The sequence below is a fragment of the Psychrobacter sp. ANT_WB68 genome, assembly GCF_008369115.1.
Classification (GTDB): domain Bacteria; phylum Pseudomonadota; class Gammaproteobacteria; order Pseudomonadales; family Moraxellaceae; genus Psychrobacter.
The window spans coordinates 654,463-672,927 of record NZ_VOAZ01000001.1; the positions used below are offsets into that span (position 1 = coordinate 654,463).

Consider the following 18,465-nt stretch of genomic DNA (forward strand, 5'->3'; position numbering starts at 1 on the left):
GACCATTAACGTACGTTACTGTTTGGCTTTTTAATAAGCTGTTATAGACGGTAGCGTGCGTTTCTAATTTTCATACATCGTTTTTATGCATGGTTGTTATGCATCATTTATTTAACAGTATCTATTTTTTAAAGCATTGAAGAAAAGATACCAAAAGCTAAATGATACATAGTAATTTTTTATCAAATCTTTATCAAAGAATAAGTTACATAATAAGGGAAGATTATGACTGATATGGCAAAAGGCGCATTACACGGTATTAAGGTGCTCGACTTATCGAGAGTATTGGCCGGTCCTTCTTGTACCCAAGTACTTGCAGATTTGGGCGCTGAAGTCATCAAGGTTGAGCGTCCGCATATTGGCGATGAGACGCGTCATTGGGCGCCTCCAAAATTCAGTGATGATACCTCCGCTTATTACGCCACTATTAACCGCAATAAAAAATCCCTCACCGTTGATATCACCAAACCTGCCGGACAAACCATTATCAAGCAGCTTGTTGCCGATAGCGATATCGTCGTTGAAAACTTTAAGGTCGGAGGTCTTAAAAAATACGGCTTAGATTACGACAGTCTAAAACAAGACAATCCGCGCCTAATTTATGCGTCATTAACGGGCTTTGGTCAAACAGGTCCAGACGCCAAGCGTCCCGGTTATGACTATATTATTCAAGGGTTATCGGGACTGATGAGTATTACTGGTCCAAGCGATGGTGAACCGCACAAGGTGGGCGTGGCAGTGGTTGATTTGTTTGCAGGATTGCAGCTGACCATTGGTATTCAAGCCGCTCTATTAGCGCGTCAAAATACGGGACTTGGGCAGCATGTCGATGTGGCATTGCTTGATAGCGCGCTTGCGATGTTGGCTAACGTCGGTATGAATTATTTGGCATCCGACAAAGTCCCGCCAAGACTCGGTAATCAGCATCCTAATATTGTGCCTTATCAAGTGTTTGCCGCACAGGGTGCCGCGCACTTTATTTTAGCTTGTGGTAATGACAGTCAGTTCGCCAAACTATGTACTGTGTTGGGCGTTGATTGGCATAACGACAGCCGCTTTATGACCAACCCACAACGAGTTGCCAATCGTGAGTTACTGTGCGATGAATTGACCAAGAAATTTGCCGAGCGACCTCGAGCCTATTGGTTAGAGGTTTTAGATCAGGCAGGTATTCCTTGCGGAGCTATTAATAACATCGCTGAGGCATTGGCGATGCCACAAGCGCTAGCGCGTGAGATGGTGGTTGATTTTGCCGATCAAGGCAGTCCGGTAAGAGCGCTTGGTAGTCCGATTAAATTATCTGCATCACCGGTCACTTATCGTACGCCGCCACCGCGCTTGAGCGAACATACCGATAGCACGCTTGCTAATTTGGGCTATGACAGTGAGATGGTAGCCAAGCTTAAAGCCGATGGAATTGTTTAAGCCTGTTTTTTAGTCATAGATAATGAGTAGCAAGTATTGAATAATATCAACGTTATGCTCAATGCTACGCCTTAAAACCTAAACGCTGTTCAATTTGCTCGGCTAGTTCAATCAGCACGGCACTGACTTCGGCACGCTTGGACTCATATTCTGCTTGCAAAAAGCTCACCGCCATACCCGCAACCGCATTGCCTGACGCATTACGAATATAAGTACCAAGGCAATACATACCTTCGCGCAGTTGCCCATTATCAAGGGAGATTCGACTGTTTTGAATAGCGGTCAGCTCGGTAGATAAATCGATAAAGTTATCGACACCATGTTGGGTAATGGGTGCAGGGAAGCCGCTGGCGTAGATGGATTTTATGCTGTCCATAGACAAGGTTGAAAGTATCGCTTTGCCTGTAGCAGAGAACACTGCTGGTACACGAACACCAGCGCGGAAGGTGAAGCCAAGCGGAGCAGGTGCTTCATGACAGGCTAAAAATACCACTTCACCCAAGTCGAGCTTAGACAAAGTAACCGTATGTTGAAGGAGTATTGGATACTGGACAATAAGGTCTTTGAATAACTGGATGACGCCTTGTTGCTGCTCATACTTGCCCGCCCAGTACATCAAGTATGAACCTAGATGAAAGCGGTTGTCAGTATCTTTATAAATGACATGCTTAGCCAAAAGACTCTGCAAAATGTTGTGGGTTGAGCTGCGCGGCAGGTTAAGCTCTTTGGCAATATGAGCCGCCGTCAAAGGCTGGGCGCTGTCGGTTATCAAATCTAAAATCTGAAAAGTCTTGTCCAAAGCAGGAACGGCAGTAGTGCTCATAAGGAACCTATGAAAGTCGGTAAAATTAAAAACATCAAAATAAAGTGATAAATCATCACAAAGTTGATAATAGGGGTTGCAAATATGCGTATATCATTCTTATAATGATGTCTCATATATAGAATATATGTTCAGTATATTGAACAAGTAACAAGTTATCAATGATTATTTAAGTCATAACCTTTTACATATTGTTAGTGGTTTATAGCTATAAAACTGCAAACCCTACTGCAAAACAACATTGACAAGGAGTGTCAACATGTCACAACTGCCACACACGCTACAGCTATCAAACCCAGACCTACTTAAACAGCAGTGCTTCATTAAAGATGGCTGGCATGCCGCTAGTGATGATGCGACTATTGACGTCAGCAATCCTTTTAACGGCGAGGTTATCGGTACGGTACCAAGCCTGACAACCGATGATATCAACGATGCGGTTGCTGCTTCTCATGACGCTCAAATCACTTGGGCCACCAAAACACCAAAAGAGCGCGCTGAGCTGCTACAAAAGTGGGCAGACCTCATCGATGCTAATAAAGAAGATTTGGCTATCATCATGACCGCTGAGCAAGGCAAGCCTTTAACCGAGTCACGCGGGGAAGTTGGCTATGCCAATAGCTTTATCCGCTGGTTTGCTGAAGAAGGCAAGCGTGTTTACGGCGATGTCATCCCTGCCAATCAAGCACAGCTGCGTCATGTCATCCTAAAACAGCCTATTGGTGTTTGCGCGGCTATCACACCTTGGAATTTCCCAGCAGCGATGATTACCCGTAAAGCTGCACCTGCACTAGCAGCAGGCTGTACTATGATTATCAAACCTGCAACCGAAACGCCATTTTCTGCCTTGGCACTTGTGGCATTGGCTGAGCAAGCGGGCATTCCAGCAGGCGTTATCCAAGTCGTAACGGGCAAATCATCAGTCATCGGCGATATCCTAACCGGCGATGCGCGCATTCATAAGCTGTCATTTACCGGCTCTACCGAAGTCGGGCGTACCTTGATGGCTCAATGCGCGCCAACCATCAAAAAACTGTCATTAGAGCTGGGCGGTAATGCGCCATTTATCGTCTTTGATGATGCCGATCTTGAGAAAGCTGCTGAAGGCTTAATCGCCTCTAAATATCGTAACGCTGGTCAAACTTGTGTTTGCGCCAACCGTGTCTATGTGCAGGACAGTATCAAAGACAAATTCCTAGACGTATTTGTGAAAAAAGTAGCTGAGCTTAATGTCGGTAACGGCATGGAAGAAGGCGTCGATATCGGTCCGCTAATTAATAAAAAAGCCTTGGAAAAAGTGCAAGCACTGCTAAAAGACGCTTTAGATAAAGGCGCAACCCTTATCACCGGTGGCAGCACCAATGGCGCATCAGAGCTGACTTATAACCCAACGGTGATTACCGATATCAACAGTGATATGGATATCGCCCACGAAGAAATCTTTGGTCCTATCGCTACTATCTTTACCTTTAAAGATGAAGCCGACGTCATCCGTCAAGCTAACGATACTATTTATGGGTTGGCCGCTTACTTCTACAGCGGCAGTTATGCACGCTCATGGCGCGTCACCGAAGGTTTGGAGTACGGTATCATCGGTCATAATACCGGTCTTATTTCTACCGAAGTTGCACCATTTGGCGGCGTTAAGCAATCGGGCTTTGGCCGTGAAGGTTCAAAATACGGCATCGAAGAATATGTCGTGACCAAGTACTGGTGTTCTGATATTAGCTAATAGCTGGAGCTAATAGTTAGCTACTTTATGTTTTAACCGTTTGATTTTTACCCAGCGTTCAATGGGATTCAGCTCCATGAATTCCCAAGATTGCTAAACCTTACTCTATAAACCGCCATCACATCACTGGCATCTACGTAAAAAAGAAAGAAAAGGATATTCTTATGACTACCAATCAATCACTACTTGCACGCCGTAAAGCTGTATTACCAACCGGACTGGGTGTGGCTTTTCCTATCTTTGCAGAAAAAGCAAAAAACTCAGAAGTATGGGATATTGAAGGCAATCGTTATATCGATTTCGTTGGCGGCATCTCAGTACTAAATACTGGTCACAGCCATCCAAAAATCACTCAGCGTGTACATGAGCAGCTAGACAAGTTTACCCATACTGCTGCGCAAATGATTAACTATGAATGCTATGTTGAGCTTGCAGAAAAGCTTTGCCAAAAAGCCCCTATCAGCGGTGAGAAAAAAGCCTTCTTTTTAACCACTGGTGCAGAAGCCGTTGAAAACTGTATCAAAATTGCTCGTGCGAAAACCGGTCGTCCGGGTGTCATCTCCTTCGTTGGCGGTTGGCATGGTCGCACGCTGATGTGCATGAGCCTGACGGGTAAAGTATTGCCATACAAAAAGAATTTTGGTCCGATGCCAGGCCCTGTATTCCATGCGTTATTCCCAGCAGAAGAGTTAAACGTTACTGAAGCACAAGCCTTGCATAGCCTTGAGATGATTTTCCAAGCGGATATCGACCCAAGCGAAGTGGCGGCGATGATTATCGAGCCAGTACAGGGTGAGGGTGGTTTCCATCAAGTCACACCATCGTTTGCCAAAGCATTGCGCGAGATTTGCGATGAGCATGGCATTGTGCTGATTTTTGACGAAGTACAGTGTGGTTTTGCCCGTACGGGTACGTTATTTGCGTCTGAGCAGTTGGGCGTTGAGCCGGATCTGATGACCAGCGCTAAGAGCTTGGCGGGTGGTTATCCTATCTCTGCGGTTATCGGCCGCGCTGACATCATGGATGCGCCGCAAGTAGGCGGTTTGGGCGGTACTTATTCTGGTAACCCACTGGCTTGTGTGGCAGCTTTAGCAGTGATGGAAGTCATCGAAGAAGAAAACTTGCTTGAGCGTAGTGTTGAGATTGGCGACAAAATCGAAGCTTTCTTAAAGGATTTGAATTTAAGCAGCATCGGTCATATTCGTCATAAAGGCGCGATGTTAGCGTTTGAATTAATCGACAGTGATGGCAAGCCTGATGTTGAAGCGACTACCAACCTAAAAGCCAAAGCATTTGAGCAAGGTCTGTTATTAGCCTCTTGTGGCATGTTCGGTAACGCCATTCGCGTGATGGTGCCGCTAACGGTTGAAGATGAAGTGCTACAAGAAGGTCTTGATATCATCAAAGGTATTTTGACTGCTTAAAGGCGTTAAGATTTAACATAATGAATGTTCAAGGTTAGGATTATGACAGTCCTGCTTTGAGCGGCGGTTTTACAACGGCGCCTTGCAAGTCAAGACGCCGTTGTTGTCTCTGCTATCGATATATCAAAATATTATCAAGCTTCTCAATCGAGAAGTATGGAAAGATAAATATGAGGGGCGATGACCTGTTACATAAAATCCTGTTATCTAAAATACAGTGTCACTATAAGTGTAATGAGCAAAAGATTCACATGGATTAAACACGGACAAGGAGTAGATTATGTCTGAGCTAAAAAAATCGCTAGGTATGTTTGATATTATTGCCTTAGCATTCGGCGCTATGGTTGGTTGGGGCTGGGTCGTTCTGGCAGGGGATTGGATTTTATCTGCTGGTACGTGGGGCGCTATGTTAGCGTTTATGATTGGTGGTTTAGCCGTCATTATGATTGGGGTCAACTATGCTGAGCTGGCCTCATCGATGCCGGTGACTGGGGGCGAGCATACTTATACCCATCGTGCGCTTGGTGTCACAGTTTCCTTTATTTGTTCATGGAGTATTTTATTTGGTTACTTCTCTGTTGTTGCTTTTGAAGCGGTGGCATTGCCTACGGTGGTTGAATACTTTATTCCCAATTATAACCAAGGCTATCTATGGACGATTGCTGGTTGGGACGTTTACGCTACGTGGGTCGGCGTGGGGATGCTCGGCTCAGTAATTGTCACTTGGCTCAATATCCGCGGTATGGAAGTCAGTGCTTGGTTCCAAAAGACCGCGGTATTGGGTATTTTATTCGTCGGTACGTTATTGTTTATTGGCGCAGTGCTCTATAATCCTGCGACGTCGACAGCCGTACAAGCGCCTGCCTTTATCGGTGGTATTGGCGGCATGATGACAGTGATTGTCATGGTACCCTTTATGTTTGTCGGTTTTGACGTTATTCCGCAAGCAGCTGAAGAGATTGACCTAACTCGTCCTAATATTGGTAAGTTTTTGATTATCTCTATTATTATTGCGGTTATATGGTATGTCGGCGTAGCATGGAGCGTCGGTCGCACCTTGCCATTGATTCAAGCACAAGGCTCAACCTTAGCCACGGCTGATGCGATGACCAATGCCTGGCATGGTAAATGGGCGGGCATTTTACTAGTGATTGGTGGTGTGCTTGGTATCTTATCCAGCTGGAATGCCTTTTTAATTGGCGGTAGTCGTCTACTGTATGCCATGTCCAGAGCACGTATGTTGCCAGCCTTTTTAGGTAAGTTGCATCCAAAATATAAAACACCTTCGAATGCGATTTTATTAATTGGTGGTCTTGCTACGCTCGCGCCTTTGTTTGGTCGAAAAATGTTGGTATGGATTGTGGATGCTGGTGGTTTCGGCATTGTCATCGCTTATACCTGTGTCGCTATTTCTTTCTTAGTCTTGCGCTACCGTGAGCCCGATATGGTACGCCCGTTTAGAGTACCCGCGGGTAAAATTGTCGGCATGTTTACCATCGTATTAGGCTTTGGTTTGCTCATGCTATATATGCCAGGTATGCCATCGGCACTGACAGCCATTGAATGGTGGATATTCTTTGGTTGGACAGCACTTGGCATCGGTCTATATAGTTATGCCATCGTAAAATATCCGGGTATCAGTGAATCTATCATGGCAGAAGAACTACGCGAATTAAAAATCGTTAATCAGCTATGGTTAAAGGACAATCCACCCAAATAAAAGATGAGTTCTACGATTAATAAAAAAGCCTAGCGTCAGACGTTAGGCTTTTTTGTGCATAAATAGCATGCATTTAATAATCCATAAGCTCGCTCAAGATAGGTCGTGAGCCTATTATTTTACAGACGATTACTATCTAGCGTGTCACTATTTAAAGAATCCCTATTTAAAGAATCCCTATTTAAAGAATCATTAGCCAGGTTGTTATCCTTTAGCGTTACATTAGCAGTATTTATTACCGCTTCCTTTTCAGGATTTATACGGCGGTTATTATGCTCAGTTGCTTTACTCTTTTTAAGATTAATGCGGGTAGCAGGCTCTTGAGTGACCAAACGCTCAGACGGTTTATCAAAAGGCTTTACCGTCGGCTTAAGACTCTTTCTCATTCTTTTAACTGCTGCAGCATCCGCCTGCGCTTGTTCTGCTGCAAGCGAGTCTTGGTACAGATCTTGATACACCGCGAGGGTTTCGTCAATCATTTCGCGCATGGTGAATTTGGTGGTCATCTCAGGACGAGTGACACTTTCTAATTGATTGCGCACTGCTTTACATAGGGCTTTGGCGTTGTACTTTTTCACCAGTCCCTGCGGATATAATGGCTGTAAAATCTCGCTAAACGCTGCTTGATCCCAGCCAATCACAGGCGTACCTAAATGGATGGCTTGTAAGGCATTGATACCGATCGATTCAGGTTCGTTGGCAAGCGCCATGACGATATTGGCAGCTGACAGCCATTCGCGCATGTCATTACGTTTGCTACCGACATAGGTGATATGCTCAGAAAGCCCAAGCGTATTGCTACGTTGGCGAAAGTCTTCATGCGCCACATCACCCTCGCGGTAATCTTCATCCATAATAATGACATGGATATTGGGAAATTGTTCTTTAAGATTTCCCAAAATATCAATCAACCATTCTTGCCCGTACTCATTGCCAATGATGGTCGGAAAAACCAGCCATTTTTTATGTTCAAGTTCAGGATATTCAGCAAAAGTGTGGCGCAGCCAATAAACAGAAGGGTTATGTCGATACGGGTAACGACGGGTATCGACACCGCGATAGATGCGTTTAATGACCTTGGGTTCTAGCTCCTCACGGCGCAGGCCTTTTTTTAGATAATCGGTCACACTATCGGAAACCGTGATAATGGTATCGACATCAAGCAGCGCTTGCGAGTATTTATTAATGGGATAAAAACCATACATAGTAGAGACCAGTTTTGGTCGGCGTTTAACACGCGCACGGCGCAGTGCCAAATGTAATACCCATGCTGGTGTGCGTGAATGCACATGAATGACGTCAGGATCATATTTTTCAATCAAGCGACGCAGCGGGGCAACTTGTAGCAGTGACAGCCAAGATTTCTTATTCATATATAGCTGATGATAGATATTGCCATCACGTTTTAGGCGTTTGACCAAGTCGTTTTCTTCATCAGCGCTGGAGATAATGATAGAAGTATGCTCGTTTTTAACCAAAGCGCGTCCCAGATGAAAAATACCGCGCTCGGATTCATCATGCTTTAAAGACGACAGTAAGCGCATAACTTTCATAATAGCATTGGTCACCGAATGAGATATCAAGCTGCTATTGTCAGTTAAAAGTGCCGAAAACTCAACCACCAAGATAAAAAGATGGAACTAGATTTACTATAATTCTTTGGTTAAAAATAATCGTTTAACGATGTTCAACCTTAGCAAACTAGCGACGTTTTTGTAAATGCTCAGCATCTGGTAGCACTTGCTTTTCACTTAAATATTTCCAATAGCGCTGCGGTAGGTACTGCTTATGCAGACGTGGGTTTTTACGCTCTTTGATATTGACGTTGGTAAAGTAGCCTTGCCAAAACTTTTGATAGCGCTTCTCATCCTTACTATGAATACTAGCAGGATTGCGCAATACCGCATCATTTAGGTCAGTGATAGTTTGCAGGGAAGCAGGGCGCGTGGGCGTACTTTTGCTTTTGTCATAATAAATACCATAACCACGCGCCACATCATAAATCGCCCAATGCTGGTCTTGATAACGCTGACGAAAATGCTCACCAATTAAGGGTAAGACATTAAAATCAGGCTCAATGCGCGCAAAGTAGATGTCTTCATTCGTATGTTCAAAGCGCACAAAGGCTTCCATGCGGTGTTTTTCACGGCCGACAGACTTCACCGTTTGCACCAACTCTAAGACATTAAGATTACCCAAATCATCCATAATCTGGCGACTTGGATAGTCAATAGCATATTTAATTACTTGAAATAAGGTCGTACCAGTATTATCTTTTTCTGATAAGAACCCCCAAAGGATGTTGCGCATACCTGAGCGACCTAGTAGTTGATTAAGCTTTGATAGTACGCGTTCAGCTTTGTCTTCATCAGTTGCAACACTGGTCGCTTGTGAGATTAATGAAGGTACATAGCAGTCTTGAGCAATTAGCTGTAAGGATTCATCGTCCTGTAACTTATTAGCATAGACATAAAATACCGCACTCAGCCAACCTTCAAAACTGGGCTCATAAAGCACAATACTGGGCGTTAATTGACCGACAATATAGTCATGACTTTGCATCAGTTGTGACATTTATGTTCCTACTTAAAATAGCGGTAATTAAAACCATGCTAATCAAAATCATGCTGACTAAAACAGCGCCAACTGCCCACTGCGTTGATCTTTATATTTGGTCTGCGTTTGTGCCAGTACGTATTGACGGAAGTTGTCACGCGTTAAATGGGCAAGATGTTCGTTTTTACCCGTCGTTGCGATAAAGTATTTGGCGCGATTAACCGCCGCACCCATTTTCTTCAAATGATAAAGCGTCAACTGATTAAACTTGCGTGCCTTGACTATCTTTTTAGCGGTTTTGGTACCGATACCGGGAATACGCACAATCATCTCGTAAGTGGCGGTTTGGATATTAACCGGAAAATGCTCGCGATGGCGGATTGCCCAAGCCAATTTTGGATCGCAGTCTAAATCTAGAAATGGCGAGTCTGGTTCAACGATTTCATGTGCGCCAAAGCCATAAAAACGCAGCAGCCAATCAGCTTGATACAGACGGTTTTCACGTATCATCGGCACAGGCGTACCGATAGCTGGCAAGCGACTATCAGACAACATCGGCACATAACCAGAGTAGTAAACGCGCTTAAGATCATATTGCTTATAAAAATGATTCGATAGCTGAATCACTTGCAAATCAGTTTCGTTGCTCGCGCCAACGATCATTTGACTGGTCTGACCTGCTGGCACAAATTTCGGCGCTTTTTTATGCGTTTTACGGCTCTCACGAATGGTGATGATTTCTTCTCTGACGGTTTCCATCGGTGCTTTTAATTGATCATGAGATTTTTCAGGTGCAAGTAATGCCAAGCCTGATTTAGTTGGAATCTCAATATTGACGCTCAAGCGATCGGCGTACAATCCCGCTTCTAATAACAATTCTTTTGACGCGCCGGGAATAGTTTTTAAATGAATATAACCATTAAAACGCTCACGGGTACGCAATATCTTGGCAACCTCGACCAATCTCTCCATCGTATAGTCGCCACTCTTAAAAATACCCGAGCTGAGAAACAGCCCTTCGATATAGTTACGGCGATAAAATTGCATGGTTAAATCGACGACTTCTTCGACACTAAAAGCCGCGCGCGGCGTATCATTACTTTTGCGTGACGTACAATAAGCGCAATCATAAATACAGTGATTGGTAAGCAGAATTTTAAGCAGGCTGACGCAGCGACCATCTTCGGTATAGCTGTGACAAATACCAGTTGCTGAAGCATTGCCAAGCCCACCGCCTTGGTTTTTTCGCGTACCCGCGGAAGACGAGCAAGAAACATCATATTTTGCCGCATCGGCTAAAATATTGAGTTTACCTTGTAGCCGTTCATAATTGATGGTTGCCATGAGCGGTATTTACCAATGAATTAATGAAAGGCTATTTTAACAAAATTGGCAGTAAGTCTTTGTATTGATAGATGAAACTACAAAAGCATGCGACAGATAGTGTCGCTTGAGGGCAACAAGTCACTAGCGAAAGATTACTACCAAAAAATGATTAGTCGTTTATATTCTCTACAAACAAAAAAGCCCTGCATGAGCAGGACTTTTGGAGTAATTATTTAGCAAAGGGTGTTTCTATACGAGGTCATCATTATTGAACTTTAGCACGTATAATAACCGTTTGCGGGGCATTGGCAGGAAGGTCAACTAAGTTCCATTTAAGTCCAGAATAGTTTTCCGTAACGACTACAGTATTACCAACTTGTTGGATAGTCTGATAACTGTCGCCGCCAGTAGTCGCAAGCGTTGGCAGTGGACTGTTTAATGATACCAGTTGCACGCCGTTTGGTAGTGACACCATCGCATTGATATCAGTGACAGGCTGCGCGGTGGTATTGGTATAAGTGGTATGATATTCGATGACGTCACCAGGAGCAATATGATTGGCTGGTACTGCCATCTCACGACCATCTTTATTTTTTAATATTTTCATGACTTTGGTTTGTGCATTGACCACGCCTGGGGTACTAAAGGTTGGAGTCAGTTGCAGAGCGTCTAAAGAGGTAGATACGATTTGCGTCGTTGCAGGTTGGTTAGTCACGACGGTTGTCGTTGGCGCATTGATGACTGGCAATTGCGTAGCTGTCGTCACAGGCAAGACTTCTGTCACGCTAGTCGTGGGCACTGCTATGACATCAACTCTGCTTGTTTGATTGGTCATCTGGTTGGTCACAGGCACGCTAGTAACCGTGGCGCTACCTTGCGTGACGACCGTACTGCTAACACCATTGCTAGCAATTTGGCGAACCGTATAACGCGGTACATTGGTCACCTGAGTCACAGCAAACGGCATACCATCTTGCATACCAATGCTGTTAGGTGTAGCAGTGATAACAGCAGTTTTACCGTCAGAATACTGCTCGACCACAGCTGTGCTACCGCCAGCAGCTGGTAAAACGGTCACTTCAGTGGCGGCATGGGCTGCAGATACCGTCAGTAAGGTTCCTGCTAAAACCGTTGAAATGGCAGTGGTTATTGCGCTTTTTTTAACGAGGCTTTGTTGAATCAGCGCTTTCTTATTCATATTCATTAACGCTGGCATGTTGATAGGCATGGTCATACTAGATTCCTTTAAAGTAATAGTAAATAAAGCCGCTAATGTAGTAGCAGAAAACAAAGCTTAAAAAAGGCTTAAATAAATAAACCTAAGATAAGAAAAACCCCCGTCAAATGAGCATGTAAATAATGTCAAATAACGAGGGTAAAAGTACGAATAATAGCCAACGTTCGCTCTCTCTCCATCATTATTTCGGTCAGTTGCTAGCACTCATAATGAAGCATTTATCATCAAGTGCTTATAATTAAGTACAGGGCTCAGCAATCTATACCCAAACAATTATGCGCTAAAACAAACTGACTAGAAAAGCAGCGTTGTGTAACGGCTGCTCTACAGGTAATGGGGATATGTACTATTTTCTACATTTAGTGGCTATGCTAACGCCATGCTTATTTGCGATAAAAAGCAATGGTTATCAAAAGCTTTCTACTTATAAAACTATCAAAACACCAAGCAAAATATTTGTAAAGTGGGTGAGATTAATCGTAAATCACTTTCATAATTTCGTATTCAACCACACCTTTTGGCGTTTCAATACGCGCTTCGTCGCCTTCAGATTTGCCAATCAAGCCACGAGCGATCGGTGAGTTAACGGAGATTTTACCGGCTTTAAAATCAGCTTCGTCATCACCAACGATTTTGTATTGTTTTTCTTCTTCGGTGTCCATGTTTTCAATAACGACGGTCACACCGAATACCACACGACCTTCTTTAGGTAATGTCGCAGGGTCAATCACTTGCGCGCCGCCAAGTTTGGCTTCGATATCACGGATACGCGCTTCACAAAAACCTTGTTGTTCGCGAGCGGCATGATACTCAGCGTTTTCTTTTAAATCGCCGTGTTCACGGGCTTCAGCGATAGAAGCGGTGATACGTGGACGGTCGACACTTTTTAACTGTTTTAATTCGGCTTCTAGAGCCGCATGTCCTTGCGGAGTCATGGGATAACGTTGCATGTTTTTTCCTTAAACCAATAAAACCACACCATCTCCTACTCCTAGTGAATAGTGAGATGGTGTCAGTGTTGTTGCAATGAGTATGAGATATAAAAAGAATGAGGTTTAGACTGCGTAACAACTAAACGCGCGCTTATCTGTGAGCATCGATACACTGACAGATAATGCACATTAACCTTACGTAATAAAAAGCATAGTCGCAGTTTAGCCACTATGCTTTTTAGGTCTGTCTTTTTAAAACTTTATTTTTTTAAAGTAATACGTTTTTTAAAGCACTACTGTTATATGAAAATCGATAACACGTTTTGCATCAGCTTTTAAACAAGCGGTGCAATTATGCTTAATCTACTGAAATTATGCTGCTAAGTCAATAGAGCTAAGCAATAGTCTTTGCTTGTTCATGCAAATCTTGTAGCTTATACACATCAAATGGTAAGTCAATGGCATAAGATTTACAAACCGCATCTGCCGCCCCTAGGGTCGTCACATAAAACACTTTACCTTGTAGGGCACTACGGCGGATAGAGAATGAATCCTCTTGTGCCTGTTTGCCCTCAGTGGTATTGATAATAAGGTCGATTTTACCATTTTTCAAGGCATCGACGATATGCGGACGACCTTCAGTGACCTTATTGATTTGTTTGCACTCAATACCATTGTCTGCCAATACTTTTTGCGTACCAGCAGTCGCAACGATATCAAAGCCAAAGTCGATTAGCTGACGGGCGATAGGGGCAACTTGTTCTTTATCGCTATCACGTACAGAGATAAAGACGGTTTTGGTTTCGCCCTCAGTTGGCAGACCTGGCAAGCGCTCATTACTACCGATAACTGCTTTGTAGAATGCTTCGCCAAAGGTTTTACCAACGCCCATGACTTCACCGGTTGATTTCATCTCAGGGCTCAAGATTGGATCAACACCAGGGAATTTAGCAAATGGGAATACCGCTTCTTTGACGGCAAAAAATGACGGTACAATTTCTGTGGTAAAGCCTTGGTCTTTCAATGACGTGCCAGCCATACAGCGAGCTGCGATTTGCGCTAAAGAAGTACCAATACATTTAGAAACAAACGGCACGGTACGCGCAGCACGTGGGTTAACTTCTAAAATATAAACCGTTTCACCTTTTACCGCAAACTGGACGTTCATCAGACCGATAACGCCAAGCTCTTTTGCCATCGCAACCGTTTGCGCGCGCATCACATTACACAGCTCATCAGATAATGAGTAAGGCGGCAGTGAACAGGCTGAGTCACCAGAGTGTACGCCCGCTTGTTCGATATGCTGCATGATACCGCCAATCACGACGTCTGTACCGTCGCTAACACAGTCAACATCGACTTCAATGGCATCATCTAAGAAGCGATCGAGCAATACTGGCGCTTCGTTTGAGGCTTGTACGGCAGTACGTAGGTAATGTCTGAGCTCATCTTCGTTATAGACAATCTCCATCGCGCGACCACCAAGTACGTAAGATGGGCGTACTACTAATGGATAACCAACGTCTTTTGCTTTGACCAAACCATCTTCTAAGCTGGTCGCTAAAGCATTGGTTGGTTGAATAAGATTCAATTGCTGAATCATATGTTGGAAGCGTTCGCGATCTTCAGCGCGGTCAATCGCATCAGGACTGGTACCAATGATTTTGACGCCAGCAGCTTCAAGGGCGCGGGCCAGTTTCAATGGTGTTTGACCACCGAACTGTACAATCACACCATCAGGGTTTTCGATACGGACAATCTCTAATACATCTTCAAGCGTAATTGGCTCAAAGTAGAGGCGGTCAGATGTATCATAATCGGTCGAAACCGTTTCAGGGTTACAGTTGACCATGATGGTCTCATAGCCATCTTCACGCATGGCAAGTGCGGCGTGGACACAGCAATAGTCAAACTCGATACCTTGGCCGATACGGTTAGGACCGCCGCCGATAACCATAATTTTCTTATTATCAGTCGGATTGGCTTCACATTCACTGTCGTACGTGGAGTACATATAAGCAGTGCTGGTGGCAAATTCTGCGGCACAGGTATCGACACGCTTATATACTGGATAAACGTTTAAATCCCAACGTTTGGTGCGTAGCTGCTTTTGTGACACGCCAAGCAGTTTCGCCAAACGCAAATCTGATAAGCCTTTACGCTTAAAGCCGCGTAAGTTCTTTTCAGTTAAACCACCAAAACCTAAGGCTTTAACTTGCGCTTCGGTTTTGATGATATCTTCAATTTGTACCAAAAACCATGGGTCGATTTTGGTTAAGTTAAACACTTCATCGACGCTCATGCCAATGCGGAAAGCATCTGCAATATAATAAATGCGTTCAGGCGTTGGAATAGTTAAGCGATTATTAATTTCGCTACGTGCCTTTTCAATGCTCAATTTTGATAAGTCAATTTGCTCATCAAAACCATCATTGCCGGTTTCCATGCCGCGCAGCGCTTTTTGCATCGATTCTTGAAAGTTACGACCAATCGCCATCACTTCACCAACCGATTTCATCTGCGTCGATAGCACGTTATCCGCTTGTGGAAATTTTTCAAAGTTAAAACGTGGAATCTTGGTCACGACATAATCAAGCGCAGGCTCAAAGCTCGCTGGCGTTTTGCCACCTGTAATGTCATTTTGCAATTCATCAAGCGTGTAACCAATCGCTAGTTTGGCAGCGATTTTAGCAATCGGGAAGCCAGTGGCTTTTGATGCCAATGCTGATGAGCGTGAAACGCGTGGGTTCATCTCGATGACGACCATGCGACCAGTATCAGGATTGATACCGAACTGGACGTTTGAGCCGCCCGTTTCAACACCAATCTCACGCAGTACGGCCAATGAAGCATTACGCATGATTTGGTATTCTTTATCGGTCAGTGTTTGTGCTGGTGCAACCGTGATTGAGTCGCCAGTATGCACGCCCATTGGGTCAAAGTTCTCAATCGCACAGATGATGATGCAGTTGTCGTTTTTATCGCGAACCACTTCCATCTCATATTCTTTCCAACCGATTAATGACTCATCGATAAGCAATTGATGGTTCGGCGATAAGTCAAAACCGCGCTCACAAATTTCGATAAATTCATCACGGTTGTATGCGATACCGCCGCCTGAGCCGCCCATTGTAAATGATGGACGAATGATACATGGATAGCCCATTTTTTCTTGAGTCGAAAAGGCTTCTTCCATAGTCTCCGCCGTTTCAGCGCGTGGGCATTCAAGGCCAATACGCTTCATGGCTTTATCAAATAAGTTGCGATCTTCTGCCATCTCGATTGAGTCTTTGGTTGCACCAATCAGCTCGCAGTTGTATTTGGTCAATACACCATGCTTATCTAGCTCTAAGGCACAGTTTAGTGCGGTTTGTCCGCCCATGGTTGGCAAGATAGCGTCAGGACGTTCTTTAGCAATAATTTGCTCAACCGTTTGCCATGTAATTGGCTCGATATAAGTCGCATCAGCCATAGCAGGGTCAGTCATGATGGTCGCAGGGTTTGAGTTGACCAATATGACGCGGTAGCCTTCTTCTTTTAGTGCTTTACACGCCTGCGCGCCTGAATAGTCAAACTCACACGCTTGACCGATGACGATAGGACCTGCGCCTATGATAAGAATACTTTTTATGTCGGTACGTTTTGGCATAGTTAAGGCTACCTTCGTTTGGGTGATATTTTGATTAATCTGTATTTTCAATAGAGCTTATCGTGTTTGGTCTGGAGTAGCTTGAAACACTGTCTGTGATTCAAGCTTTATGCTTATATGTTGCTTGTAGTTAATTAGCGATAACTTAAGCTTTAGCGGCTGCCATCATCTCTGCAAACTTATCAAATAGTGGCGCGGCATCGTGCGGCCCAGGGCTGGCTTCTGGGTGACCTTGGAAGCTAAAGACTGGCTTATTGGTCAGCTCAATCCCTTGGTTGGTACCATCGAATAATGAGCGATGAGTAGGTTTGACGTTGGCAGGTAGTGTGTCTTCATCAACCGCGAAACCATGGTTTTGACTGGTAATCATAACGGTACCCGTGGCCAAATCTTGTACGGGATGGTTAGCACCATGATGACCGGTTTTCATTTTGATGGTATTTGCACCGCTGGCAAGACCAATCAGCTGATGACCTAGGCAGATGCCAAAAGTTGGAATGTCAGTTTCTTCAATGATATGACGTACCGCGTCGATAGCATAGTCACAAGCCGCAGGGTCGCCAGGGCCGTTTGATAAGAAAATTCCGTCTGGATTCATTGCTAATACATCTGCGATAGGTGTTTGCGCTGGTACGACGGTTACATGGCAGCCGCGGTCAACAAGCATACGTAGGATATTGGTTTTGCTACCGAAGTCATAGGCGACCACGTTATATTTTGCTTCGACATGCGTACCCAAATGCTTAAAGAAGCCACCCGTACCGCTATCATGGCTACCTGGTACATCGCGGTTAAGCAGCGTATCTGATAAATCCCAGCTACCGGCTGTCCACTCAAACGTCGTCGGTGTACAGCATTCTTTTGCCAAGTCCATCCCTTCGATACCAGCAAATTCTTGCGCCAATTTAATTGCTTGCTGCTCGTCATCATGGCTGATAGTCTCGCCATTAGAAGCGGTCATGATACAGCCGTTTTGAGCACCTTTATCACGTAGTAGGCGGGTCAATTGGCGGGTATCAATATCAGCAATAGCGACCGTATCATGGCTCTGTAGATAATCACTCAATGATTGAGAGTTGCGGAAGTTTGAAGTGACCATCGTTGCATCGCGGATAATAAGACCGTCAGCCCACACTTGATGACCGTTACCAGACTCGACATCTTCAGCGTTGGTACCAGTATTGCCAATGTGCGGATAAGTAAGCGTGACCAGCTGACGCGCATAACTTGGGTCAGTTAGGATTTCTTGGTACCCTGTCATGGCCGTATTAAATACCACCTCACCGACACGATGACCGAGACTACCGATGCTCAAACCGCGAAAAATCGTACCGTCTGCTAGTGCCAAAATTGCTTGTATTTCTGTCGATGAATTCAAGGGTTGCCTCCGCTATTATTGGTGAGTGCCATGATGTTTTATGGTAAAAGCCTTGCTCTAAACTGTGTTTTTATCTCTATCTAACTACTGCTAAATAAGGATAGTAAAGAGCCAGAGCCAAAATTTTTCCACAAAAAAGCGAGAAGACATTATTGATGGAAACTACAAAACCCACTAGATAGTGAATAGGTAACTTGCATCATGTCCGCTCGCTTAGGCACAGATTTTGCGCATTATATACAATATACACGCAGATAGCCAGC

General features: G+C 44.4%; 11 protein-coding genes and 1 pseudogene. 4 read left to right on the top strand and 8 right to left on the bottom strand.

Annotation, left to right across the window (positions count from 1 at the left end; genetic code table 11):
* The first annotated feature begins 225 nt into the window (after nt 1-225).
* Complete coding sequence (locus FQ084_RS02795) at nt 226-1,425, top strand: CaiB/BaiF CoA transferase family protein (RefSeq protein WP_149489101.1); 1,200 nt, start codon at nt 226-228, stop codon at nt 1,423-1,425.
* Nucleotides 1,426-1,489: 64 nt separating this feature from the next.
* Here FQ084_RS02795 and FQ084_RS02800 read toward each other — a convergent pair whose 3' ends face one another.
* On the bottom strand, nt 1,490-2,248 hold the full coding sequence (locus FQ084_RS02800) for an IclR family transcriptional regulator (RefSeq protein WP_149489102.1): 759 nt from the start codon (nt 2,246-2,248) through the stop codon (nt 1,490-1,492).
* 259 nt (nt 2,249-2,507) lie between these two features.
* Between FQ084_RS02800 and FQ084_RS02805 the strand changes: the two genes are divergently transcribed.
* The 3 genes from FQ084_RS02805 (at nt 2,508) to FQ084_RS02815 (ending at nt 7,124) form a co-directional block, all read left to right on the top strand.
* Nucleotides 2,508-3,980, top strand: coding sequence for an NAD-dependent succinate-semialdehyde dehydrogenase (locus FQ084_RS02805; RefSeq protein WP_149489103.1), 1,473 nt, complete (start codon nt 2,508-2,510; stop codon nt 3,978-3,980).
* Nucleotides 3,981-4,144: 164 nt separating this feature from the next.
* Complete coding sequence (gabT, locus tag FQ084_RS02810; protein ID WP_149489104.1) at nt 4,145-5,404, top strand: 4-aminobutyrate--2-oxoglutarate transaminase; 1,260 nt, start codon at nt 4,145-4,147, stop codon at nt 5,402-5,404.
* A 280-nt stretch (nt 5,405-5,684) separates the two neighbouring features.
* A complete protein-coding gene (locus FQ084_RS02815) occupies nt 5,685-7,124 on the top strand; it encodes an APC family permease (protein WP_149489105.1) in 1,440 nt (479 codons plus the stop codon).
* Nucleotides 7,125-7,555: 431 nt separating this feature from the next.
* Here the strand turns inward: FQ084_RS02815 and FQ084_RS02820 are convergent.
* From FQ084_RS02820 to carA, 7 genes and pseudogenes are all read right to left on the bottom strand, one after another.
* Nucleotides 7,556-8,677, bottom strand: a pseudogene (locus tag FQ084_RS02820) (glycosyltransferase); the annotation flags it as partial.
* A gap of 148 nt (nt 8,678-8,825) precedes the next feature.
* Nucleotides 8,826-9,698: a TIGR03915 family putative DNA repair protein gene (locus tag FQ084_RS02825; RefSeq protein ID WP_149489106.1), complete on the bottom strand. Its 873-nt coding sequence runs from the start codon at nt 9,696-9,698 to the stop codon at nt 8,826-8,828.
* 57 nt (nt 9,699-9,755) lie between these two features.
* Nucleotides 9,756-11,024, bottom strand: a complete 1,269-nt coding sequence (locus FQ084_RS02830) for a putative DNA modification/repair radical SAM protein (protein WP_149489107.1) — start codon at nt 11,022-11,024, stop codon at nt 9,756-9,758.
* 247 nt (nt 11,025-11,271) lie between these two features.
* A complete protein-coding gene (locus FQ084_RS02835) occupies nt 11,272-12,240 on the bottom strand; it encodes a hypothetical protein (RefSeq protein WP_262880638.1) in 969 nt (322 codons plus the stop codon).
* 476 nt (nt 12,241-12,716) lie between these two features.
* Nucleotides 12,717-13,193: a transcription elongation factor GreA gene (greA, locus tag FQ084_RS02840; RefSeq protein WP_149489108.1), complete on the bottom strand. Its 477-nt coding sequence runs from the start codon at nt 13,191-13,193 to the stop codon at nt 12,717-12,719.
* 376 nt (nt 13,194-13,569) lie between these two features.
* Nucleotides 13,570-16,824, bottom strand: a complete 3,255-nt coding sequence (carB, locus tag FQ084_RS02845) for a carbamoyl-phosphate synthase large subunit (RefSeq protein ID WP_149489109.1) — start codon at nt 16,822-16,824, stop codon at nt 13,570-13,572.
* A gap of 145 nt (nt 16,825-16,969) precedes the next feature.
* Nucleotides 16,970-18,202, bottom strand: a complete 1,233-nt coding sequence (gene carA / locus FQ084_RS02850) for a glutamine-hydrolyzing carbamoyl-phosphate synthase small subunit (protein ID WP_149489110.1) — start codon at nt 18,200-18,202, stop codon at nt 16,970-16,972.
* Nucleotides 18,203-18,465: the final 263 nt, after the last annotated feature.